Source organism: Hymenobacter koreensis (genome assembly GCF_039541855.1).
In the GTDB taxonomy this organism is placed as follows: domain Bacteria; phylum Bacteroidota; class Bacteroidia; order Cytophagales; family Hymenobacteraceae; genus Solirubrum; species Solirubrum koreensis.
Window position 1 is genome coordinate 1 of the sequence record NZ_BAABHA010000001.1, and the last position, 17902, is coordinate 17902.

The 17902-nt window shown below is 59.5% G+C and carries 13 protein-coding genes; 5 read left to right on the forward strand and 8 right to left on the reverse strand.

Features of this window, described 5'->3' with window-relative positions:
• The 4 genes from ABD903_RS00005 to ABD903_RS00020 all read right to left on the reverse strand — a co-directional run.
• On the reverse strand, positions 1-156 hold a 156-nt coding region (locus ABD903_RS00005), incomplete at its 3' end, for a transposase (protein WP_345221220.1).
• Between the two features lie 574 nt (positions 157-730).
• Positions 731-4354 carry an ABC transporter permease/M1 family aminopeptidase gene (locus ABD903_RS00010; RefSeq protein WP_345220218.1) on the reverse strand — a complete coding sequence of 1208 codons (3624 nt, stop codon included), beginning with the start codon at positions 4352-4354 and terminating at the stop codon, positions 731-733.
• A 12-nt stretch (positions 4355-4366) separates the two neighbouring features.
• Complete coding sequence (locus ABD903_RS00015) at positions 4367-5266, reverse strand: ABC transporter ATP-binding protein (protein ID WP_345220220.1); 900 nt, start codon at positions 5264-5266, stop codon at positions 4367-4369.
• A gap of 129 nt (positions 5267-5395) precedes the next feature.
• Positions 5396-8008 (reverse strand): DUF5686 and carboxypeptidase regulatory-like domain-containing protein, encoded by a 2613-nt coding sequence (locus ABD903_RS00020; protein WP_345220222.1) that lies wholly within the window; start codon positions 8006-8008, stop codon positions 5396-5398.
• Between the two features lie 275 nt (positions 8009-8283).
• Here ABD903_RS00020 and ABD903_RS00025 point away from each other — a divergent pair, with 275 nt between their 5' ends.
• Both ABD903_RS00025 and ABD903_RS00030 read left to right on the forward strand, forming a co-directional pair.
• Positions 8284-9477, forward strand: coding sequence for a sensor histidine kinase (locus ABD903_RS00025; protein ID WP_345220223.1), 1194 nt, complete (start codon positions 8284-8286; stop codon positions 9475-9477).
• 11 nt (positions 9478-9488) lie between these two features.
• Positions 9489-10274, forward strand: a complete 786-nt coding sequence (locus tag ABD903_RS00030; protein WP_345220225.1) for a LytR/AlgR family response regulator transcription factor — start codon at positions 9489-9491, stop codon at positions 10272-10274.
• An 84-nt stretch (positions 10275-10358) separates the two neighbouring features.
• Here the strand turns inward: ABD903_RS00030 and ABD903_RS00035 are convergent, their stop codons facing one another.
• From ABD903_RS00035 to ABD903_RS00045, 3 genes are read right to left on the reverse strand one after another with little or no spacing between them, the layout of a single operon-like run.
• Complete coding sequence (locus ABD903_RS00035; RefSeq protein ID WP_345220226.1) at positions 10359-10931, reverse strand: hypothetical protein; 573 nt, start codon at positions 10929-10931, stop codon at positions 10359-10361.
• 4 nt (positions 10932-10935) lie between these two features.
• On the reverse strand, positions 10936-11097 hold the full coding sequence (locus ABD903_RS00040; RefSeq protein ID WP_345220228.1) for a hypothetical protein: 162 nt from the start codon (positions 11095-11097) through the stop codon (positions 10936-10938).
• Positions 11098-11129: 32 nt separating this feature from the next.
• Positions 11130-11594 (reverse strand): hypothetical protein, encoded by a 465-nt coding sequence (locus tag ABD903_RS00045; RefSeq protein WP_345220229.1) that lies wholly within the window; start codon positions 11592-11594, stop codon positions 11130-11132.
• A 226-nt stretch (positions 11595-11820) separates the two neighbouring features.
• Here ABD903_RS00045 and aspS point away from each other — a divergent pair, with 226 nt between their 5' ends.
• Entirely contained in the window at positions 11821-13578 is a 1758-nt protein-coding gene (gene aspS / locus ABD903_RS00050) for an aspartate--tRNA ligase (protein ID WP_345220231.1), read from the forward strand.
• A 63-nt stretch (positions 13579-13641) separates the two neighbouring features.
• On the forward strand, positions 13642-14076 hold the full coding sequence (locus ABD903_RS00055) for a hypothetical protein (protein WP_345220233.1): 435 nt from the start codon (positions 13642-13644) through the stop codon (positions 14074-14076).
• A gap of 59 nt (positions 14077-14135) precedes the next feature.
• Here ABD903_RS00055 and ABD903_RS00060 read toward each other — a convergent pair whose 3' ends face one another.
• The gene (locus ABD903_RS00060) at positions 14136-15014 is read right to left on the reverse strand and encodes a hypothetical protein (RefSeq protein ID WP_345220235.1); all 879 of its coding nucleotides are present in this window, start codon (positions 15012-15014) and stop codon (positions 14136-14138) included.
• A gap of 294 nt (positions 15015-15308) precedes the next feature.
• Between ABD903_RS00060 and ABD903_RS00065 the strand changes: the two genes are divergently transcribed.
• Positions 15309-17849: a T9SS type A sorting domain-containing protein gene (locus tag ABD903_RS00065; protein ID WP_345220236.1), complete on the forward strand. Its 2541-nt coding sequence runs from the start codon at positions 15309-15311 to the stop codon at positions 17847-17849.
• Positions 17850-17902 lie beyond the last annotated feature (53 nt).

Here is a 17902-nt window from a genome sequence, read left to right on the forward strand (position 1 = left end):
CAAATCGCGCCAGGGCGCACCGCTGCGCGCAATCCACAGCACGGCATTGACAAACAGCCGGTTGTCAACAGCCGGGCGGCCCGCGTCCCCGACTTTACCCGGCAACAACGGCGCTAAGCGTGCCCAATCCGCATCTTTGAGTTCATAACGTCGCACGACCTAAAGGTCGCCGATTGTCCACACACCCTAGATGGCTGGAAACACAAAACAACAATTCGGGTGCTGCCGAGGAAATCTGTTGTTGTGGTCGATAGTCTTTCCATTAAAGTTGTAGCAGGTAACAACCATGTATTGGTTTTTCAAGAATACAGAGTGCCCATTTACAAGCCTGGCCAAGGTCCGGTTTGGGATATAGATTCCTCCATAGCTCTATTCCTTGAACTAGATACGCGAGACAGTATCGTAACGGCGGCTAATCCAGGGCATTCAAAATTGTACAGGTACTTAAATGCTTTTTCTCCGGACTTAGGCGCGCACGCACTAGAACCAAACGAAGACATCAAAGCCACCAAGCTAACTTCCAACCGCTGGGTAGTCGTCTCCAATCTGAAAGACTTACCCTTTCAAGGCGAGTTTAGTTTTGCCGATTCGTCCTCCGTTACCACTAGTTATGACCAACTGTTCAGCACTGACTAAACTTTTCTCAGCGCTTCAGGCAAGCTGATTACGCATGAAAAAAGGCCCCGCCGTATTTCGGTGGGGCCTTTTTGCTGCGGTTGCGAGGCCGGCGTTACGCCTTCTTCTCCTCCGGGGCTTTGGTGTTGTCGTCGGGGTTGCGGTCCACCAGCTTGTTGAACGGGTCGATGCCGACGCGGTCGGGTTTCTGCGGCACGGTGAATTCGAAGCGGTTTTGGCCGGGTTTCAGGCGGCGCTTCTCCATTACCATGGGCACGTCTTCGTAGGTGCCGCCTTTGCCTTTTTTGCGGGCCGAAACGCCGATGTCAATCAGGTCGCGGGACTTCAGATCGGCTGTTTCGTTGCCCAGGGAGTCGGCATACAGCTTCTTGGTATCCACGGTGAAGGTTACGCGGTACTGGCCGTTGGGCAGCTTGCGGTAGGAGGCGGAATCCACCTTGTTCTCGTAGAGCGTAATCTTCTCGAACAGGTCAGTTACCACGTACTGCAGCGAATCGGGCGTGTGCTTGCGGATGTAGCTCAGGAACTCCACCGAGTTGGTGTAGGGCGGGCGCTGGAAGGCTACCTGGTCGCGGTATTCCTTGATGGCGGCGTTTACCACGTTTTCGCCCAGGTAATCCTGCAGGGCGTACATCACCAAGGAGCCCTTGCGGTAGTGGATGTAGGGCTGGTTTTCCACCAGGTACAGCGGCACTTCCTTTTTGCGCTCCACGCTGCGGCCGGTCAGGTAGCTGTTCAGCTCGAAGCGCAGGAATTTCTTGATTTTCTCGGCGCCGTAGAGCTTCTTCATCACCATCAGGGCGCTGTACTGGCTCAGGGTTTCGGCCATGAGCGTGGAACCCTGCACGTTGCCGCCAATAATTTGGTGAGCAAACCACTGGTGCGCCACTTCGTGGGCCGTTACGTACAGCGGGTAGTCGATGTCCTTGGGGTCGGTGGAGTCCACGTCGGCCACAAAACCAATGCTTTCCGAGAACGGAATGGTGTTCGGGAACGACTGCGCAAACGTGCTGTAGCCGGGGAATTCCAGAATCCGCACCTGCTTGTGCTGGTAGGGGCCGAAGTTGGCGGTGAAGTAATCGAGCCCCAGCTTTACACCGGTTGCCATGCGCTTGAGGTTGTACTCGTGGCCCGGCTGATAGTAAATCTCAATGGGCACGTCGCGCCACTTGTCCTTGTACACGGCGTAGCGAGCCGAGAGGAAGGAGTAGAAGTTGAGGATGGGCGCGTCCATTTTGTAATGGAAGTAGCGGCGGCCGTCTTTGGTCCACTCTTTCTGCAGGTAGCCGGGGGCCATGGCAATCTGGTCAGGCGAGGTGCTAACCGTGGCCTCGAACCGGATCCAGTCGGCGTCGTTGGCCAGGTAAGTATTCATGCGCGCGGCCGAGTCGTTGACGGACGCCATGCGCGGCTTGGGCTGCAGGCCCTGCTCTTTGCGCACGTCGTCGTCGCTGAGCTCGTAGTTGGGCTGGTAGCCGATGTGCGGCAGCAGGAGCGAGTTCACGAAGGTGCCGTTGTACACCATACTGGTGTTCGAGCCGCTGTTCTTAAAGCCGGGATTGGTGTAGGCCAGGTCAAAGTTCAGCTGCACCGAGTCGCCGGGCTGCAGGGGCTGCGCGAGACGCAGAATACGGTAATCGGCGTCGCCCACTTGGTCGTGCAGCACTTCTTTCGCGGTGCGGCCCAGTTCCAACTGCTTTACCTCGGCTTCGGAGGAGCCCATCAGGTGTACCGAGTCGATGGGCTGCCGGGTGCGGTTGACTAGCCAGTACGAACCGCGGAAACGCACGTCGCGCTCTTCGGGGAATATGTCCACGTTCAGGTTAGCGGCCGTAATGCGCGGCTGCGCGGCTTTCTCGAAGCGCTTGTACTTCTTCTCAAAGCCCGCCGTCAGCTCTTCTTCGGTGTCCGACGTGCGGAAAGGGTTCAGCACGTTGGTGTTGTAGTAGATGTAAGCGCCCAGGCCCACGAAAGCCAACAACGCGGCGCCCGTTACCATTTGCAGCGCCGGCGAGAAGCCGAACTTGGCCTGCTGCCAGCGCCACGAGAAGCGGGTTTCGGTGCCGCGTGGCCACAGCAGGCTGCTGGCCAAGGCCAGCAGTACGGCAAATGCTGCCCAGTAAAACTTGAAGGCGAAGAAGGGCAGAATGAAGTGGCCGTAACCGTTCATGGCCGAGTAAGGCGTGCCGGGGGCGTTGTTGTAGAGCATCAGGTTGTGCTCCAGACCCAGCTGGCCGGCGAAAATGTTGGCCAGGTAGTACACCACCATAATGAAGTGGCCGATGTACTTGTTATTGGACAGCACCTGCACCAGCATGGCCAGTACGCACATCAGCAGCATGCCGATGAGGCGGAAGCCGAACAACTCCTTCAGGTACACGTCCAGCTCGTAGTTGAAATAGCCCTTGAAGGTTTGCAGCAGCAAGCCGCACACCATCACCACGGCCAGCAGCACCACCTGAATAAACATGAGGGCCGAAAGCTTGGCCGTGAACGGCACCCAGCTTGGCATGGGCATGGCGTCGTAAATCTGATTCACCTTGGAATCCCGCTCGCGCCACACCAACTCACCCGCGTAAAAGGTGATGATGATGAGCTGGAACAAGGCAAACGTGCCGGCCAGCAGCTGCACCACCACCGGCGTTACCGGGAACGTGTTGGTGCCGTAGAGCTTGCCCACTTGCAGGCCCGTAATCAGCAGGAACAACACGCCCGCGCTTACAATGCCAATGAAGTACACGCTGCGAATGGTGCTGAAAAACTCCAGCCGCATCAGTCGCCCAAGCTGCGCCCAGGCCAGGGCCGGCGTGAAGCTGGGCGTAAACACGGGGAGCTTGCCCATTTTCGGCGTTTCGGCCACGCCCAGGGCGCCTTTCGGGCGCGGACCCGAATCGGCGCTGTTCGCGAAGGAGAAGCGGAAAAACACGAAGCAGGCCACCAGCGTGAGCAAACCCACGCCCATCCACAACAAGCGGTTTTGCACCACAAACGAACTCCAGGGCAGAAGCTGAGTATTGCGTTCGGCTACCGTCCAGTAGCGCTGCGTTAATTCAATGGAGCTGCCGCCGAGCGGGTCGAGCAGGTTGCTTAAGGTGTCGTTGTCGAGGTCTTGCTGCAAGCTGCCGGCAATGGAGTAGAGCACCAGAAACAGCACGCCGCCCAGGTAAATGGCCAACGCCGAGCGCGACAGCGAAGCCGCCGTGAAGAAAATGGCACCCGTGAGAAACAGGTTGGGCAGCACGTGCGTGAAGTAGGGCTGCAGGTAGGCCATCAGGGAATTCGGACCCAGCTTATCGGCCAGCATGGTGGGCCAGTACGTGGCCAGCCACGCGCCCAAAGCTCCGCCCAAGAACACCAGCGCCGTAATCAGGAACGAGCCCAGGAAACGGCCGCCGAGGTAGCCGGCCTTGCTGATGGGCGCCGTGTAGTACAGCGAGTGGGTGCGGTGCTCAAAGTCGCGGTACACAGGCGTACCCATCATCGAGGACGTGATGAACACCCCGAACAAGCTCAGCACCGTGAGAATGGTGTTAATCTGGTACGGCGAGTTGGCCAGCACTTTGCCGCCGCCCCCGCCAATGATGACACCCGCCCCGAAGACCCCGCCCACGGCCAGCATGAACAAGCCGGCCATGAGGGCCATCAGGAAGAAGTAGATGTACGTAGCCGGCCGTTTTAGCCGGTAACGCAGCTCAAAAAGGAATATTTCGAAGAACATGACGCGCCGGAATTATGCTTTTACTGCGTTAGCCGCCACCTGCTCGGCCGCAAAAATGCGGGCGAAGTACACGTCTTCCAGCGTGGGCTCGATGCCCTCGAACCCGTTGCCGGGCTGGCCGAGGCTGTGCACGTGAATAATGGTTTGCCCGGCAAACAAGCGCGACGAAATGACTGCGAATTGCTGCTGGTAGGTTTCCAGCTCCTGTTTCTGAATGGTGCGGCGCCAGATCTGACCACGCATTTCCTCTATGGCCTGCAGCGGGTCGCCGGTGTACAGCACCTGACCTTTGTTAATAATGGCAAACTGCCGGCACAGGTCCGACACGTCGGACACGATGTGCGTGCTCAGAATCACAATGCGGTCCTCGCCAATTTCAGCCAGCAAGTTGTGGAAGCGGTTGCGCTCCGTGGGGTCGAGGCCGGCCGTGGGTTCGTCCACAATAATGAGGCGCGGGTTGCCCAGCAGGGCCTGGGCAATGCCGAAGCGCTGCTTCATGCCGCCGGAGTAGCCGCCCAGGTTCTTGTTGCGCACGTTGTAAAGGTTGGTTTGCTGCAACAAGCCTTCCACCACCTGTTTCCGGTCGCTTTTGTTGCTAATGCCCTTGAGTACCGCAAAGTGGTCGAGCAGCTCGGCTGCGGTTACTTTTGGGTACACGCCAAACTCCTGGGGCAAATAGCCCAACACCTGCCGCACCCGCTCGGGCTGGCGCAGCACGTCAATGTCACCGAGCTGAATGGAGCCCTGATCGGCTTCCTGCAAGGTGGAAATCGTGCGCATCAGGCTGGACTTGCCGGCGCCGTTCGGGCCCAGCAAACCAAACATGCCCGGCTGAATCCGTAGCGAAACGTCGTTCAGGGCTTTGGTGCCGTTGGGGTAGGTTTTGGAAAGGTGTTCGATGACCAGTTCCATAGGTAGTAAGTTGTTAGAAGTGAGGCGGTGGAAGAGCAAGGCCGAAACCGGGGATAAGATAGCGCTTCGTCGCAGGCCGTTGCTTGGTTGGGTAGATTTAATGGGGGTAAGGGGCGGCGCAAACTAGGGTTAGAAATTGCGCCCAATGCGCAGCCGCACGCCGGTGGAACGAGCCTGGCTGGTACCGGGCAGGGCGGTGGTTAACACATCGGCCCGCACCGAGCCAATGAGGAAGTCGCGCTGCAGGCCGGCACCCACCTCGGCATAATGGCCCAGGGTGGGCGTGTAGAGGTAGTGTGCCGAAGCCACTTCCTGCAGCTTGAGGCGATTGAAAAGGGGGACTTTGTTGAGCAACAGTCCTTGGAAAAAGTGCTGATAGTGTCCTTCCGCAAAGTATTTGCGGGTGCTGAAGCGGTAGTAATCGAGCAACTGAAACTGACCAAAATCGGCAGCCAGTAGGGCGCGGTTACCGGTGAAATGGCGGTAGTCCATGAACTGCAGCTTGGGAGTACCCGCAAATGTGCCTGCCGTAGCCGACACCTGGCCCCGGCCTAACACGCCCAGGTTCTGGGTGTGGCTCAGCCCGGCCTCCAAGCGCGTAAACCGTACATCGGAACCCAGCACGCCGCCCAGACCCTGGCGCAGGCCCAGCCGGAACGTGGGGTAGCGCGAGGCAAGCAGCACCACGCCGTTGGGTCGGGAAATGTAGCGCTGGGCGGGCTTCCAGGCCAGATCGGCGGCGAAGGTCAGGGCCTGACTGCGGCCGATAAGCTGGCTTGGCCTCAACTCGGCGGCTACGGGGTGGTTGGGCGTAAACGCGCGGTTGGGCACGTCGCGCAGCGCGGCGGCGGTGTGGTTTATCAGCAGCTGGCGGTCGGCGTAGCGCAGGGCGGTTTCCACCCGCAGGCCCGGGGCGAGGTCGGTGGCGTAGCCCAGCCACAGCGCGTCCTGCTGGAAAAGCTTGGCGTAGTTGCGGCCGTCGAGCAGCGTGTACAGCGAGTTGTGCAGCGGCGTCAGCTGCGTGCGGTCGTTGAAATCGGCAATGGTGCGGCCCACGCCGACGCTTAGCGCCGAACGCCGCTGCGGCTGGAAGAAATAGCTGCCTTCCAACCGCGGACTCAGCAGGCGAGCTGCTGCACCGTAGCGCAGGCTGGGCGTAAGGGAAAAGCTGCGGCCGTCGGGGTAGCGTTGCTGATAAGTACCGGCGACTTGCAGCACCACGCCTTCCACCGTGTTGTATTGCAGGCCTTCGTAGAGCGGCACGGTACGGAAGCTGCGTTGGCGGAAGCTGTTGCGGAACTCATGGCCCATCAGCAGCTTGCGCAGCCCCACCTTGTTGCCGGCGCGGTCTACCGAATCGAGATAGGCGCGGGAGCTGTGGCGAATTTCGATACTGTCGCGGGAGTGGTAGTCGCGCTGTTCGTCGGCGGTAAGGGGCACGGGGCGTAGCGCATCCCAATAGGCCGCGCTACGCTCGTTGGCGCCGGTTTCAATGCGCATTATCTCGCCGCGGCGTAGGGGTGGCAGGGAGTCGGTGGGGAGTGGGACCCTGGGTTGCTCGGTCAGCTTGCTGAGCTCGGGGCGCTGCTTACGGGCTTCTTCCGGTGTTTCGCGGCCGGGGCGGGCTACGGTTACGGGTTGCTCAGCCGGCCGGGCCGCGTAGGTGGCCGCTACGTTGCGGTAGTTCAGAAACACCGTTTGGGTGGTGCCCTGCCCCTTAAATCCCATGAACGAAAAGCCCACGTGCAGCTTTTGCGACTGCAGCACCCACACGGCGGGCGCACCCGGCGCAGGCATCATCTGCTGCTCTACCCGCAGGCTTTCGTAACTGTCTTTCAGCAGGGCCTTGTTTACTTCCAGGGCCACCGAGTGCAGGCGCCAGGTGCCATCGACTAAATAAATGAAGCCGGTGTACCCCGGGGTGCGGGCGTGGCGCGGCGCCACCTTAATCTTATGCAAGGTGAGGCCCGCCTGCTGGCTGGTGCCCACCAGCTCGTAGCGGTAGTACTGCATGGCGCCGTCGGCAATGGGCGACACCATGCTTTGCGTAATTACCTGCACGCGCTGCTGGTTTTGGTAGAAGTTGAACTGGTTAGCCGCGCGGCCCCCACCGAAATTCTGCCGCCGGCCGCTCACCCGCGTCGAAATCATGCGTTCCTGGGCTGGGCCGGGGCGTTGGTAGCGCAGCTCGGTCACCGTTTCCTCCAGGTACAGCACCTTGGGGTCGGTGCCTTTCTCGTTAAAGTCTACGGCAATGCCCATCACCTTGCTCGGCATCTCGTTCAGGCCAAACACGCTTTTGAGGTACGTACGCGCCTGGTAGGCCGCCACCTCGCGCTGGTAGTATGGGCGCCAATTGATAGCGTGCTGCACCAAGGTGTAAGCCGGGTCGCGGTCGGAGCCGCGCACCACCACTTCATTCAGCTGGTAGTTTTCGGCCTGCAGTGTCACGTCGAGTACCGTGGCGGTGTCGCCGCCGGCTACCCGCACCTCCTCGAAGCGGGTGCGGAAGCCCACGTACTGAAATACCAGCGTGTGCGAGCCAGCGGGCAGCTTCAGCTGGTAGCGGCCTTCTTCGTTGGCGGCGGTACTGTGGGCTGCGTTCTTTACGGCTACGTTAGCAAAGCTCAGGGGCGCGCCCTGGCCATCGGTAAGGCGGCCGCGCACCACGCCGGCCCGGGCAGCGGTGCCCACCAAACACAATAAGACGAACAACAGGAATCGATAAGCGGCGCTCGGCATAGAATTGGAATTGGGTTGCGGGTAAGAGTAAGTGCCACAAACCTATTCCGCTTGTTTTCGCGTGGCGGGGATTTTCAACCAACCCCGCCCCCGCGGCCCGCAACGCCCGCTTAAGCCGTAGGGCAGCCGCTTGAGGCCACCCACGGCCGGTTATGGGGCACAGAAGGCCGTTGGGGCAGTGCGCAGGGCGGGTGGTTGAAATAATTTCGGGTAAGCAAAGTGGTGCTTTACTTTTATCGGCTTTCTGCTCCCTGATCCAGGCAAGTGCCTACCGCATGCGATATTCCTCTGTTGCTCCGGCCGTGCCCCGCTCGTGGTGGCCTCGTTCATCGGCAGCCCAGTCCATTCCGTTGTGGGCGCACGGGTTGTTGTGGGGACTCATGCTGCTCAGCAATACCCTGTACTGGCTGGGGGCCCGGCAGCTACGGGACTTTGGCTGGCCCGTGGCTGCTGCCGATATTGTTCTGACCTGCGGCACGTACGCAGCGCTGTTTTACCTGAACTGGCGCGTTATCATTCCGCGCTACGTAGCCCACAACGACACTGCCCGTTTTGTGGGCGTTTTGCTGCTGGCCCTCAGCACCACGTTTATCGTGCGTACGGTCTCTGTTAGCATACTCGGCCTCACGCAGTCCACGAATGCAAATGTGCCGGCTAATGTGCAGCAACAGCTTAGCAATTCAGCTATTTTCCGTGCGGGGTACCATTACGGGCAAACCCTGAATAAAGCCGGGGGCGGCGTGGCGGTTACCTCGCTGCTGGTGCTGCTACTCAGCTTTTACCTGCGCCTCACCGCCGATTACAAGTTCGAGGCGCGTCGCCGCGAGGAAGAAGAGCGCCGCCGCGAAGAGCTGGAACGGCAGAACCTGGCCGCCGAGCTGGCGTTGCTGAAAGCCCAGGTAAACCCGCACTTCCTGTTTAACACCCTCAACAACATTTACTCGCTCACCAGCGAAGAGTCGCCGGAGGCGCCGGCCGCGGTGGCGGTGCTGCAGCTGGCCGAGCTCATGCGCTACATGCTCTACGAGTCGGCGGCCGATACCGTGCCGCTCACCAAAGAGGTGTCGCACCTGCAGAGTTTCCTGAGTTTGCAACGCCTGCGCCTGCCCGCCACCGATGCCAGCTGCCTGCGTTTTGAAGTGGCCGACGAACTGCCCGCCCACTACCCCATAGCGCCCATGCTGCTGCTGCCGCTGGTGGAAAACGTGTTCAAGCACGGCGACCTGACGGCCCGCCCCTACGTGCTGGACATGACCCTGGCGCTGCACAAAGGCCAACTGTCCTTCTCGGTGCGCAACGCCAAACGCCGCGGCGGGCGGCCCGGCCCGGCCGGGCCCGGGGGCGTGGGGCTGGTAAACCTGCGCCGGCGCCTGCTGCTGCTGTATCCCCAGCGCCACGGTTTGCACATCGAGGAAACCGCCACGCATTACCAGGTTACGCTTACCCTATTGCCTGCCACAACCGCTTAGCTTTACGCCCCATGGACGACTCCCCGGTTTCTGCCCGCGTACTCAGCTGCGTCATCGTCGACGACGAGCCCCTGGCCACCGCGGTACTGCAGCGCTACTGCGCCCAGCTGCCGTTTTTGCAGCTCGTGGCCACGTTTCACGATGCGCTGTCGGCCCTGGCGTTTCTGCAAAGCACCGCCGTGGATCTGGTGCTGCTCGATATCGAAATGCCGGGCCTCACCGGCATGCAGCTGGCGCAGGTGCTGCCCACCGACCGGAAGCCGCGCATCATTCTCACCACGGCCTATAACCAATATGCCGTGCAGGGCTACGAGCTGGGTGTGGCCGATTATCTGGTGAAACCCATTGCTTTTCAGCGGTTTGTGCAGGCCGTTACCCGCGTACACCAAAGCAGCACCGCCGCTCCGCTAGTCCCCGCCGCCCCGGCAGCGGTAGCAGCAGAGCCGGCACAATCCACGCCGGTGCAAACCATGGCCGACGCGATGTTCGTGAAAAACGAGCACCGGCTGCAGCGGGTGGCCTTCGACGATATTCTCTACATCGAGGGCATGAAGGAGTACCTGATGATTTACACCGCCGACGGGGGCAAGATCCTCACCCTGCAGTCGTTCCGGCGGGTGGAGGAGGTGCTGCCCCCGCAGCGCTTCGCCCGCATCCACAAGTCCTTCGTCGTGGCCCTGCCCCGCATCGAGCACGTGGAGCGCGGCAAGGTGCAGGTGGCCGGCCGCCTGCTGCCCGTCGGCGACGCCTACCGCGACGCTTTTATGGCCCTGATTCGGGCTTACAACCAGCTATAACCAAGCAGCCCCGGCCGGTAGTGAACCGGTCGGGGCTGCTTGGTTATAGTCTTTGCTTTTAGCTGAAGACGAGCTGCTGCCCGGCTATTTCAACTGAATGCTTTGCATGATTTGCTGGGCTACGGGCTGGTATTTAGGCTGCTCCTCGGTGGGCGAGTTGAAGTGGAACACGTAGAGTTGGTCGCCCTCAATGCAGTAATACATCAGCTGGTAACGCTTAAGTGGCGCCATCATTTCGCGGCCGCGGCGGGTGTCGGTCAGCGTCGAGACAAACTCCAGCACCATAAAGTCGCGCTTGTTCACGGTCTTAATGTCGCGGGCAATGAAATCTACTTTGCTGTAGGTGCGCTGCAAATTCGACTCGTACACCTTCAGCAGCAGGGCGTAATCCTTGTTGGTAAAAGTGGTTTGTTTGCTGGCCACGCTGAAATCGACCCGGCCGGCCGGGTTGCTGAACACCGCCAACGGCTTGCGCGGTGCGGGATATTTTACCGCAATGGCATCGTCGGGCAAAACCGTGAAGTCCTCGGGCACGCCCACAGTGAGGTTTTTGGTAATCTGGGTTTTCTTGAGCTTGGGGCCGGCAAAGGCTACGAGCAGCAGCACGGGCAGCAGCCACGCAAAGCGGCGGGCAAGTTGAAACACGGTTCGGTTCATAAGGTCAGCAGCAAAGTAACGCAGCCGGCAGCGGGAAAATTCGGCGGCCGCGAAAGGAGAAACCGGCAAAAAAGAACGTCATGCCGGGCGAAGCGAGAAGGATCCTGCCGCTTCCGGCCGCCAGCAGCCGGCGAAACGGTAGAGATGCTTCGGCTTCGCGCAGCATGACAACCTGGTGGATGGGGGAGGCGCTTGGGCTTAGCCGCGGCGCTTTTTCTTGCTCACTACCGGCTTGGAAGGGTACTTCACGTTCACCTTCTTCCAGTACAGGTAGTTGTCGATTTTAGCTTCGATCAGGTACGTGCCGGCCGGAATGTGGCCCAGGTCAACGGGCGCGCCGGTGTGGGTAGCCGGGTCCAGTTCCTGCGAGTACACCACGGCCTTTTTGTAGTTGGTCATGGTGAGCATGCCGGGCTTGGTGAACTGCTGGGTAAAGCTCAGCAGCACCGCGTTCGAGTTCGGCTTGGGGAAAATATCGATACCCGAGAGGGTTTCCACGCGCTTTACGGCGCCGTCGAGAATCACCGGCTCGGCCGTGCTCTTGGTCTTGATTTCGGTGCCCGTCGTTTCCGACTTGGTTTTGGTTTTGACTTTGGTTTGGGCCTGGGCAGCCGATACGGACAGCAGAACGGTGGCGGCGAACAGCAGAGCGGAGCGTTTCATAGAGGGAAGAGGTGACGATTGCGCCGGGGCGCAGGCTATCGGTTGAAGGAGGAAGTAAAGCAGTGGAGTACTGAGGCGGCCCTTTGCACATTCCGGGCCAATTTGCAGCTGGCCGCTTTTCGGTTCCCGTTGCGCGGCCGGCTTGCCTATCTTTGCCGGTACCAAATGTACCAACCGCCCGCCGTTTCCCGCGCTTCGGCGCGGCGCGGGCCTACCGCCAGCCTCCATGCTCCGTACCCACACCTGCGGCGAACTTCGCCCCGAACACATCGGCCAAACCGTAACGCTCTGCGGCTGGGTGCAGCGCACCCGCGACAAAGGCGGCATCAGCTGGATTGACCTGCGCGACCGGTACGGCATTACGCAGCTGGCCCTGGAAGAAGGCGTGGAAACCGAAGAGCTGCGCGAGGCTGCCCGCAACTTAGGCCGCGAGTTTGTGCTGCAAATCAGCGGCAAAGTGGCCGAGCGGTACTCCAAAAACGCCAACATGCCCACCGGCGACATCGAAATTCGCGTGGAGAGCCTGCAGGTGCTGAACCCGGCCAAGCTGCCGCCCTTCCTCATCGAAGACGAAACCGACGGCGGCGACGACCTACGCATGAAGTACCGCTACCTCGATTTGCGGCGGAATGCCGTGCGCCGCAACCTGGAGCTGCGCTCCAAGCTGGCCCAGCAGGTACGCCGCTACCTCGACGAGCAGAACTTCATCGAAGTGGAAACCCCGGTGCTCATCAAAAGTACGCCCGAAGGCGCCCGCGACTTTGTGGTGCCCTCGCGCATGAACCCCGGCCAGTTTTATGCCCTGCCTCAGTCGCCGCAAACATTCAAGCAGCTGCTCATGGTGTCGGGTTTCGACAAGTACTTCCAGATCGTGAAGTGCTTCCGCGACGAAGACCTCCGCGCCGACCGTCAGCCGGAGTTTACCCAAATCGACTGCGAGCTGTCGTTTGTGGAGCAGGAAGACATTCTGAACACCTTCGAGGGCATGACGCGGCACCTGTTCCGCGAGGTGAAGGGCATCGAAATCGGGGAATTTCCGCGCATGACCTACGCCGACGCCATGCGTCTCTACGGCTCCGACAAGCCCGACACGCGCTTTGCCATGCAGTTTGGGGAGTTGAACAACGTGGCCAAAGGCCACGGCTTCCCGGTGTTCGACGCGGCCGAGCTGGTCGTGGGCATCAATGCCAATACCTGCGCCTCCTTTACCCGCAAGCAGCTGGATGAGCTGACCGAGTTTGTGAAGCGCCCCCAGGTAGGCGCCACCGGCCTCGTGTACGCCCGCGTAGAGCCCGACGGCACGGTAAAGTCGTCGGTCGATAAGTTCTACTCGCAGGAAGTGCTGCAGCGCTGGAAGGAGGCGTTCGGCGCCACATCCGGTGACCTGCTGCTGATTCTGGCTGGCCCGGCCGACAAAACCCGCAAGGCCCTGAACGAGCTGCGCCTGGAAATGGGCCAGCGCCTCGGCCTGCGCAACAAGGAGGACTTCCGCCCGCTGTGGGTGCTCGATTTTCCGCTGCTGGAGTTCAACGAAGAGGACGGCCGCTACTACGCCATGCACCATCCCTTCACCTCGCCCAAGCCCGAGGACGTTGCCCTGCTCGACACCGCACCCGGCGAGGTGCGTGCCAACGCCTACGACCTCGTGATTAACGGCGTCGAAATCGGTGGCGGCTCCATCCGTATTCACGACCGCGCCGTGCAGGCCCGTATGTTCAAACTCCTCGGTTTCTCCGACGAAGAGGCCCAAGCGCAGTTTGGCTTCTTGCTCGACGCCTTCGAGTACGGCGCCCCGCCCCACGGCGGCATTGCCCTTGGCTTCGACCGCCTCTGCTCTATGTTCGGCGGCGCCGACAGCATCCGTGACTTCATTGCCTTCCCGAAAAACAACTCCGGCCGGGATGTAATGATTGATTCGCCTTCGCCGATTTCGGGTGCTCAGCTCAAGGAGCTGAGTATCGAGACGAAGGTGGAGGAAAAATAGAGAAGATTACCGCGTAATTTTGACAGCCTCGCCGTTGGTTTATACGGCGGGCTTCTTTATGCGATGCGCGAGGTACGATACGTCCGAGAACAAGGATGGGCAATTGTCGCACTTGGGGCACTAGCCGCAGGAGCCGGAGTGGCATTGGCGGTCTATACTGACGTATCTTGGATCATTGGCGCCGTTGTTGTCTTCGTAGGAGCCGTAATTGCGCATATAGGGAGGTTGCAATTGCAAGAGCCCGATGTGTTGTTGCGCTTTACGGCTGATCGGGTGTGGACGAAAGAGTTCGGTTGGCAGAAGTGGTCGGATGTAGAGATTCGCCTTTACAAAAGCACAGCACATCAGTCTCGGCAATTTTTAGCTCCTGGACAATTGGAAATCCGCCTGCCCCACGATGCGAATCGGCGGTTTATTGAAAGCATCGGGAACCTCGATATCAGCTATGGCGAACTGATGCAATGGTTGCGCTCCAAGAAAGTTAAAAGGTTGGGTTGAGCTAAAGCCCCTTGTGCCAATACCAAAAGCGGCGCCTGATGCATCAGGCGCCGCTTTCGTTACAGTAGTTTATGTATAGGGAAAACATTCCCGGGGTGTGTAAGCGCAGTCTTGGCAATTGCCTGTTTTTTGGGTAGAAAATCGAAGAAATCATTTCTTGCATCTACATCAGAAGACCAGAAGGATGTGAAATTCTCAAAATTGGTCGCACCGGCTTGGCTGCCTAAACATTGCGCTATGGGGTTGATTTTTAAATGACCGATGCACTCAAACTGATCCGCAATAGCGCGCAGATGTTTGTGCCCAATGCCAGTTACATCAAAGCCCAGCCGGTATTCCGGGAAATTTGGCGGAGCGTATACTCTGCCCATGATTTCACCAGCTACAATGTCGTCTAGCGTGGGCTTGCGGGTACTGCTATAGGTTGGGAAGGCAAAATAATAGATGCAACGGCCTCTGTTCTGTGAGATTAATAGCAAAATAGTGGCCCGGTAGGTACCGTCTTCGGGCATCTGGAAAGCCAGCACGTCGCCCTCGTTGAAGATGAACTTGGTTTGAGGCTTGTAGTTCTTTCGCTTCCGGATCCTAGGATTGGGCTGGTTTATCTTGGCCCAAAAACGGTTCAGCACACGCTGCCTTTCGGCGGCATCATTGGGGGCTTGCTCTTCGTCGCGCAAGTATTTGACGAAGGCTTGCCGGTCTATGGCCAGCTTTACCTCCTCAGTTTCCTGAGCCGTGAGGTTTCCGGTCTCCCAAAGCGCTAATGCATAAGCCGTAATGAACAGCTCATCGTAAAAATCGTCGTCGCCCATTTGCTGCTGGCGAACAGAGGCTTTTATCTCATCTACTGGGAGGCCTTGGTCATACAAATCCATGAACGTGTGGTACACATCGTGCGCATGGTCGCTGTCTATAATCTTTACGCCGTCGGTAGCCATTGGTAACAGTAAATAAGACCCTCTTTGGAGGCGGCCGAATATACCTGAACAATGAACAAGGCCTGCACGAATTTGTCGGGGTTACCCGCTTTACTGTCGTGCTGCAAGTTTTTATTCCGTCCTACATGCTCTAAAAGTTGTGTGAGCAGCCGTTGCGAAGGATCTTAGGACCCTTACTGCCATAGACTCTCGTGGCTTTGCTCTCTTAGCGAAGCCTACTATCTAGTACACAGTTGATTGAAAGCGCAGGCACAAGGGTGCTTGCCTCATAACCCCTTACCATTTCTTCATTTTATGAAATCATTCTCTACGCTACGCTTGTGGCTGGCGGGCTTGCTGTTTTTTAGCAGTCTGGTAACCGCCCAAGCCCAAACGCTCGACCCCACGTTTCAGCCCACGGTGGTGAAGGCGCCCTTTATTGCGGGCCTGCAGGCTTCGGCCTCCATGGTCATTCGGCAGCCCGATGGGAAGCTGCTCACAGCCGGCGGCTTTGACTTCATGAACGGCGTGCTGGCTGGCAAAATCACCCGCCTGAACGCCGACGGCACCCTGGACGCCACCTTCAACCCCGGCGGAACCGGTGCGGCGGGTTTCATTGCGGCCATGGCGCTGCAGCCCGACGGCAAAATTGTAATTGTGGGCGGCTTCACGGCTTACAACAATGCCCCCGCCTTCATGATTGCCCGCCTAAATCCTAACGGCACCCTCGACCCTTCGTTCACCTACAGCGGCATTGGGTCGGTGCGGCAAATGTCGGCCGTGGCCTTGCAGCCCGATGGTAAAATTCTCGTGGGCAGCGGCATGAGCCTGCAGGGCCAACCGGAAACCGGCGGCATTGTACGCCTGAACGCCGACGGCACCCGCGATGCTTCCTTTAACGTGGGCACCGGCGCTGGCTCTACGGGCGCGTTCATCCGGAGCATTCTGGTGCAAGCCGATGGGAAAATTGTGGCGGGTGGCACGTTCACTACGTTTAACGGGCAGTCCGCTAACGGCATCGTGCGCTTGAATGCCAACGGCAGCACCGACGCCGGCTTTGCCGTGGGAGCCGGTGCCACTAACGCAACGAGTGGCAGCACGGTGCGGACCATTGTTCAGCAACCCGATGGAAAGCTGCTGATTGGTGGCGACTTCACCGAATTCAACGGGGTAACGTCGCCCCGCTTGGTGCGCCTGGAACTCACCGGCGCCGTAGACAATTCCCTGGCCTTGGGCGCCGGCTTCAACTCCGGTGGCGTGTTCAGCTTGCTGCTCACGAGCACCAACGATATTCTGGTAGGCGGTTCATTTACCCAATACAATGGCGTAGCCCGCACCCGCTTGGCACGCATCAGCAGCACCGGCACACTCGACGCTACGTTTGGCGCCGCGGGCGGGGCGAACGGCAACGTGAACAGCATTGTCAGCCTGGGTAATAACCAGTACGCTGTTGGTGGTACGTTCACCCAGTACCAAACTTTGGTAAAACCCAGCCCTGTGCGCCTCGATGCCAGCGGCGTGGTAGATCCTGCGTTTGCGCCTACTACGGAAGTGCGCGCAATAATCAACTCCGTTACGCCACTCACAGGCGGCGCAATGCTGATAGCCGGCAACTTCGTTAACGTGAACGGCGTGGCTTTCCCGAACTCCACTGTGCGCCGCCTGAACGCCGACGGATCCATCAACTTAAACTACAACACCACCGCCACAACGGTGTACGGCGCCCAGCCCGATGGTACTTTTTACACCGTGAACACGCCGCCCTCTGGTGGCACGTTCCAGATACAAAAGGTGTTGCCCTCGGGTGCCATCGACGCTGCCTTCACCTCGTTGCCTTTCGGCATAGCGGCGGTTGGTGCAGCCCCGTTGCAGGGCATTACCGTGCAGCCCGATGGCAAGCTGCTGGTGTATGGCAACTTCCGCACGTTTGGCACTGCTTCCCGCAACAGCATAGTTCGCCTGAACCCCGACGGTACCCTGGACAACTCGTTCAACCCGCCCGCCAGCACCGTTACCCGTACCATTCTCCCCGCTTTCGTGCAGCCCGATGGCAAGATTGTGATTGTGTACACCGAGTTCGGTACCGGTGCCGCCTTGGGTACTTTCCTGGCTCGCCTAAACCCTGATGGCACCCTCGACAATACGTTCTCGGTGGGCAGCGGCAGCAACGGCGTTACGTACAGCGTGCTCATGCAACCCAATGGACAATTGTTAGTTACGGGTGCCTTCGGGAGCTTTAACGGACAGCCTGCAACCGGCTCGGTGCGCCTCACGGCCACAGGTGCTATCGACAATAGCTTCGTTTCCAGCAACAGCTTTTTGCCCCGCGTAGTGCAGCCCGACGGCCGCATTATCGCCCAAACCGGCCGCTACGAAAACAGCGCCATCGTACGCCTGAACGCCAACGGCAGCGTGGATAATTCTTTTACCCCCATTGCTTTGCCAGTGGCCATTTTCACCGGCGACGATTTGCTGAGCGGCATCACGCTGCAGCCTGCCGATGGAAAAATTCTGCTCTTCGGCAGCTTCCGCTCGGTGTTGGGGCAGCCGCGCATTGGGCTGGCCCGCATTAACAACCCCGGCGTAACGGCCACGCGCTCGGCCAAAGACGCCGAGATGCTGACCCTGTACCCAAATCCGGCTCGTCAGCAGTTTACCCTGAAGCTACCGGTGGTGAAGGGTGCGTTCCAGGGCAACTTGCTGGATGTGCAGGGCCGCGTAGTACGCACCTGCACCTGGCCGGGCAACCAGGGCGAGGCAACGGTAAATGTAGCCGGGCTGCCTGCCGGTATGTACTTACTGAAGCTTACCAGTGGGCAAGCCAGCTACTTCCAGAAAGTGGTGGTGGCCCACTAACCGAGTACGTTTTATCGTGTAAAAAAGCCCCGACCAACTGGCCGGGGCTTTTC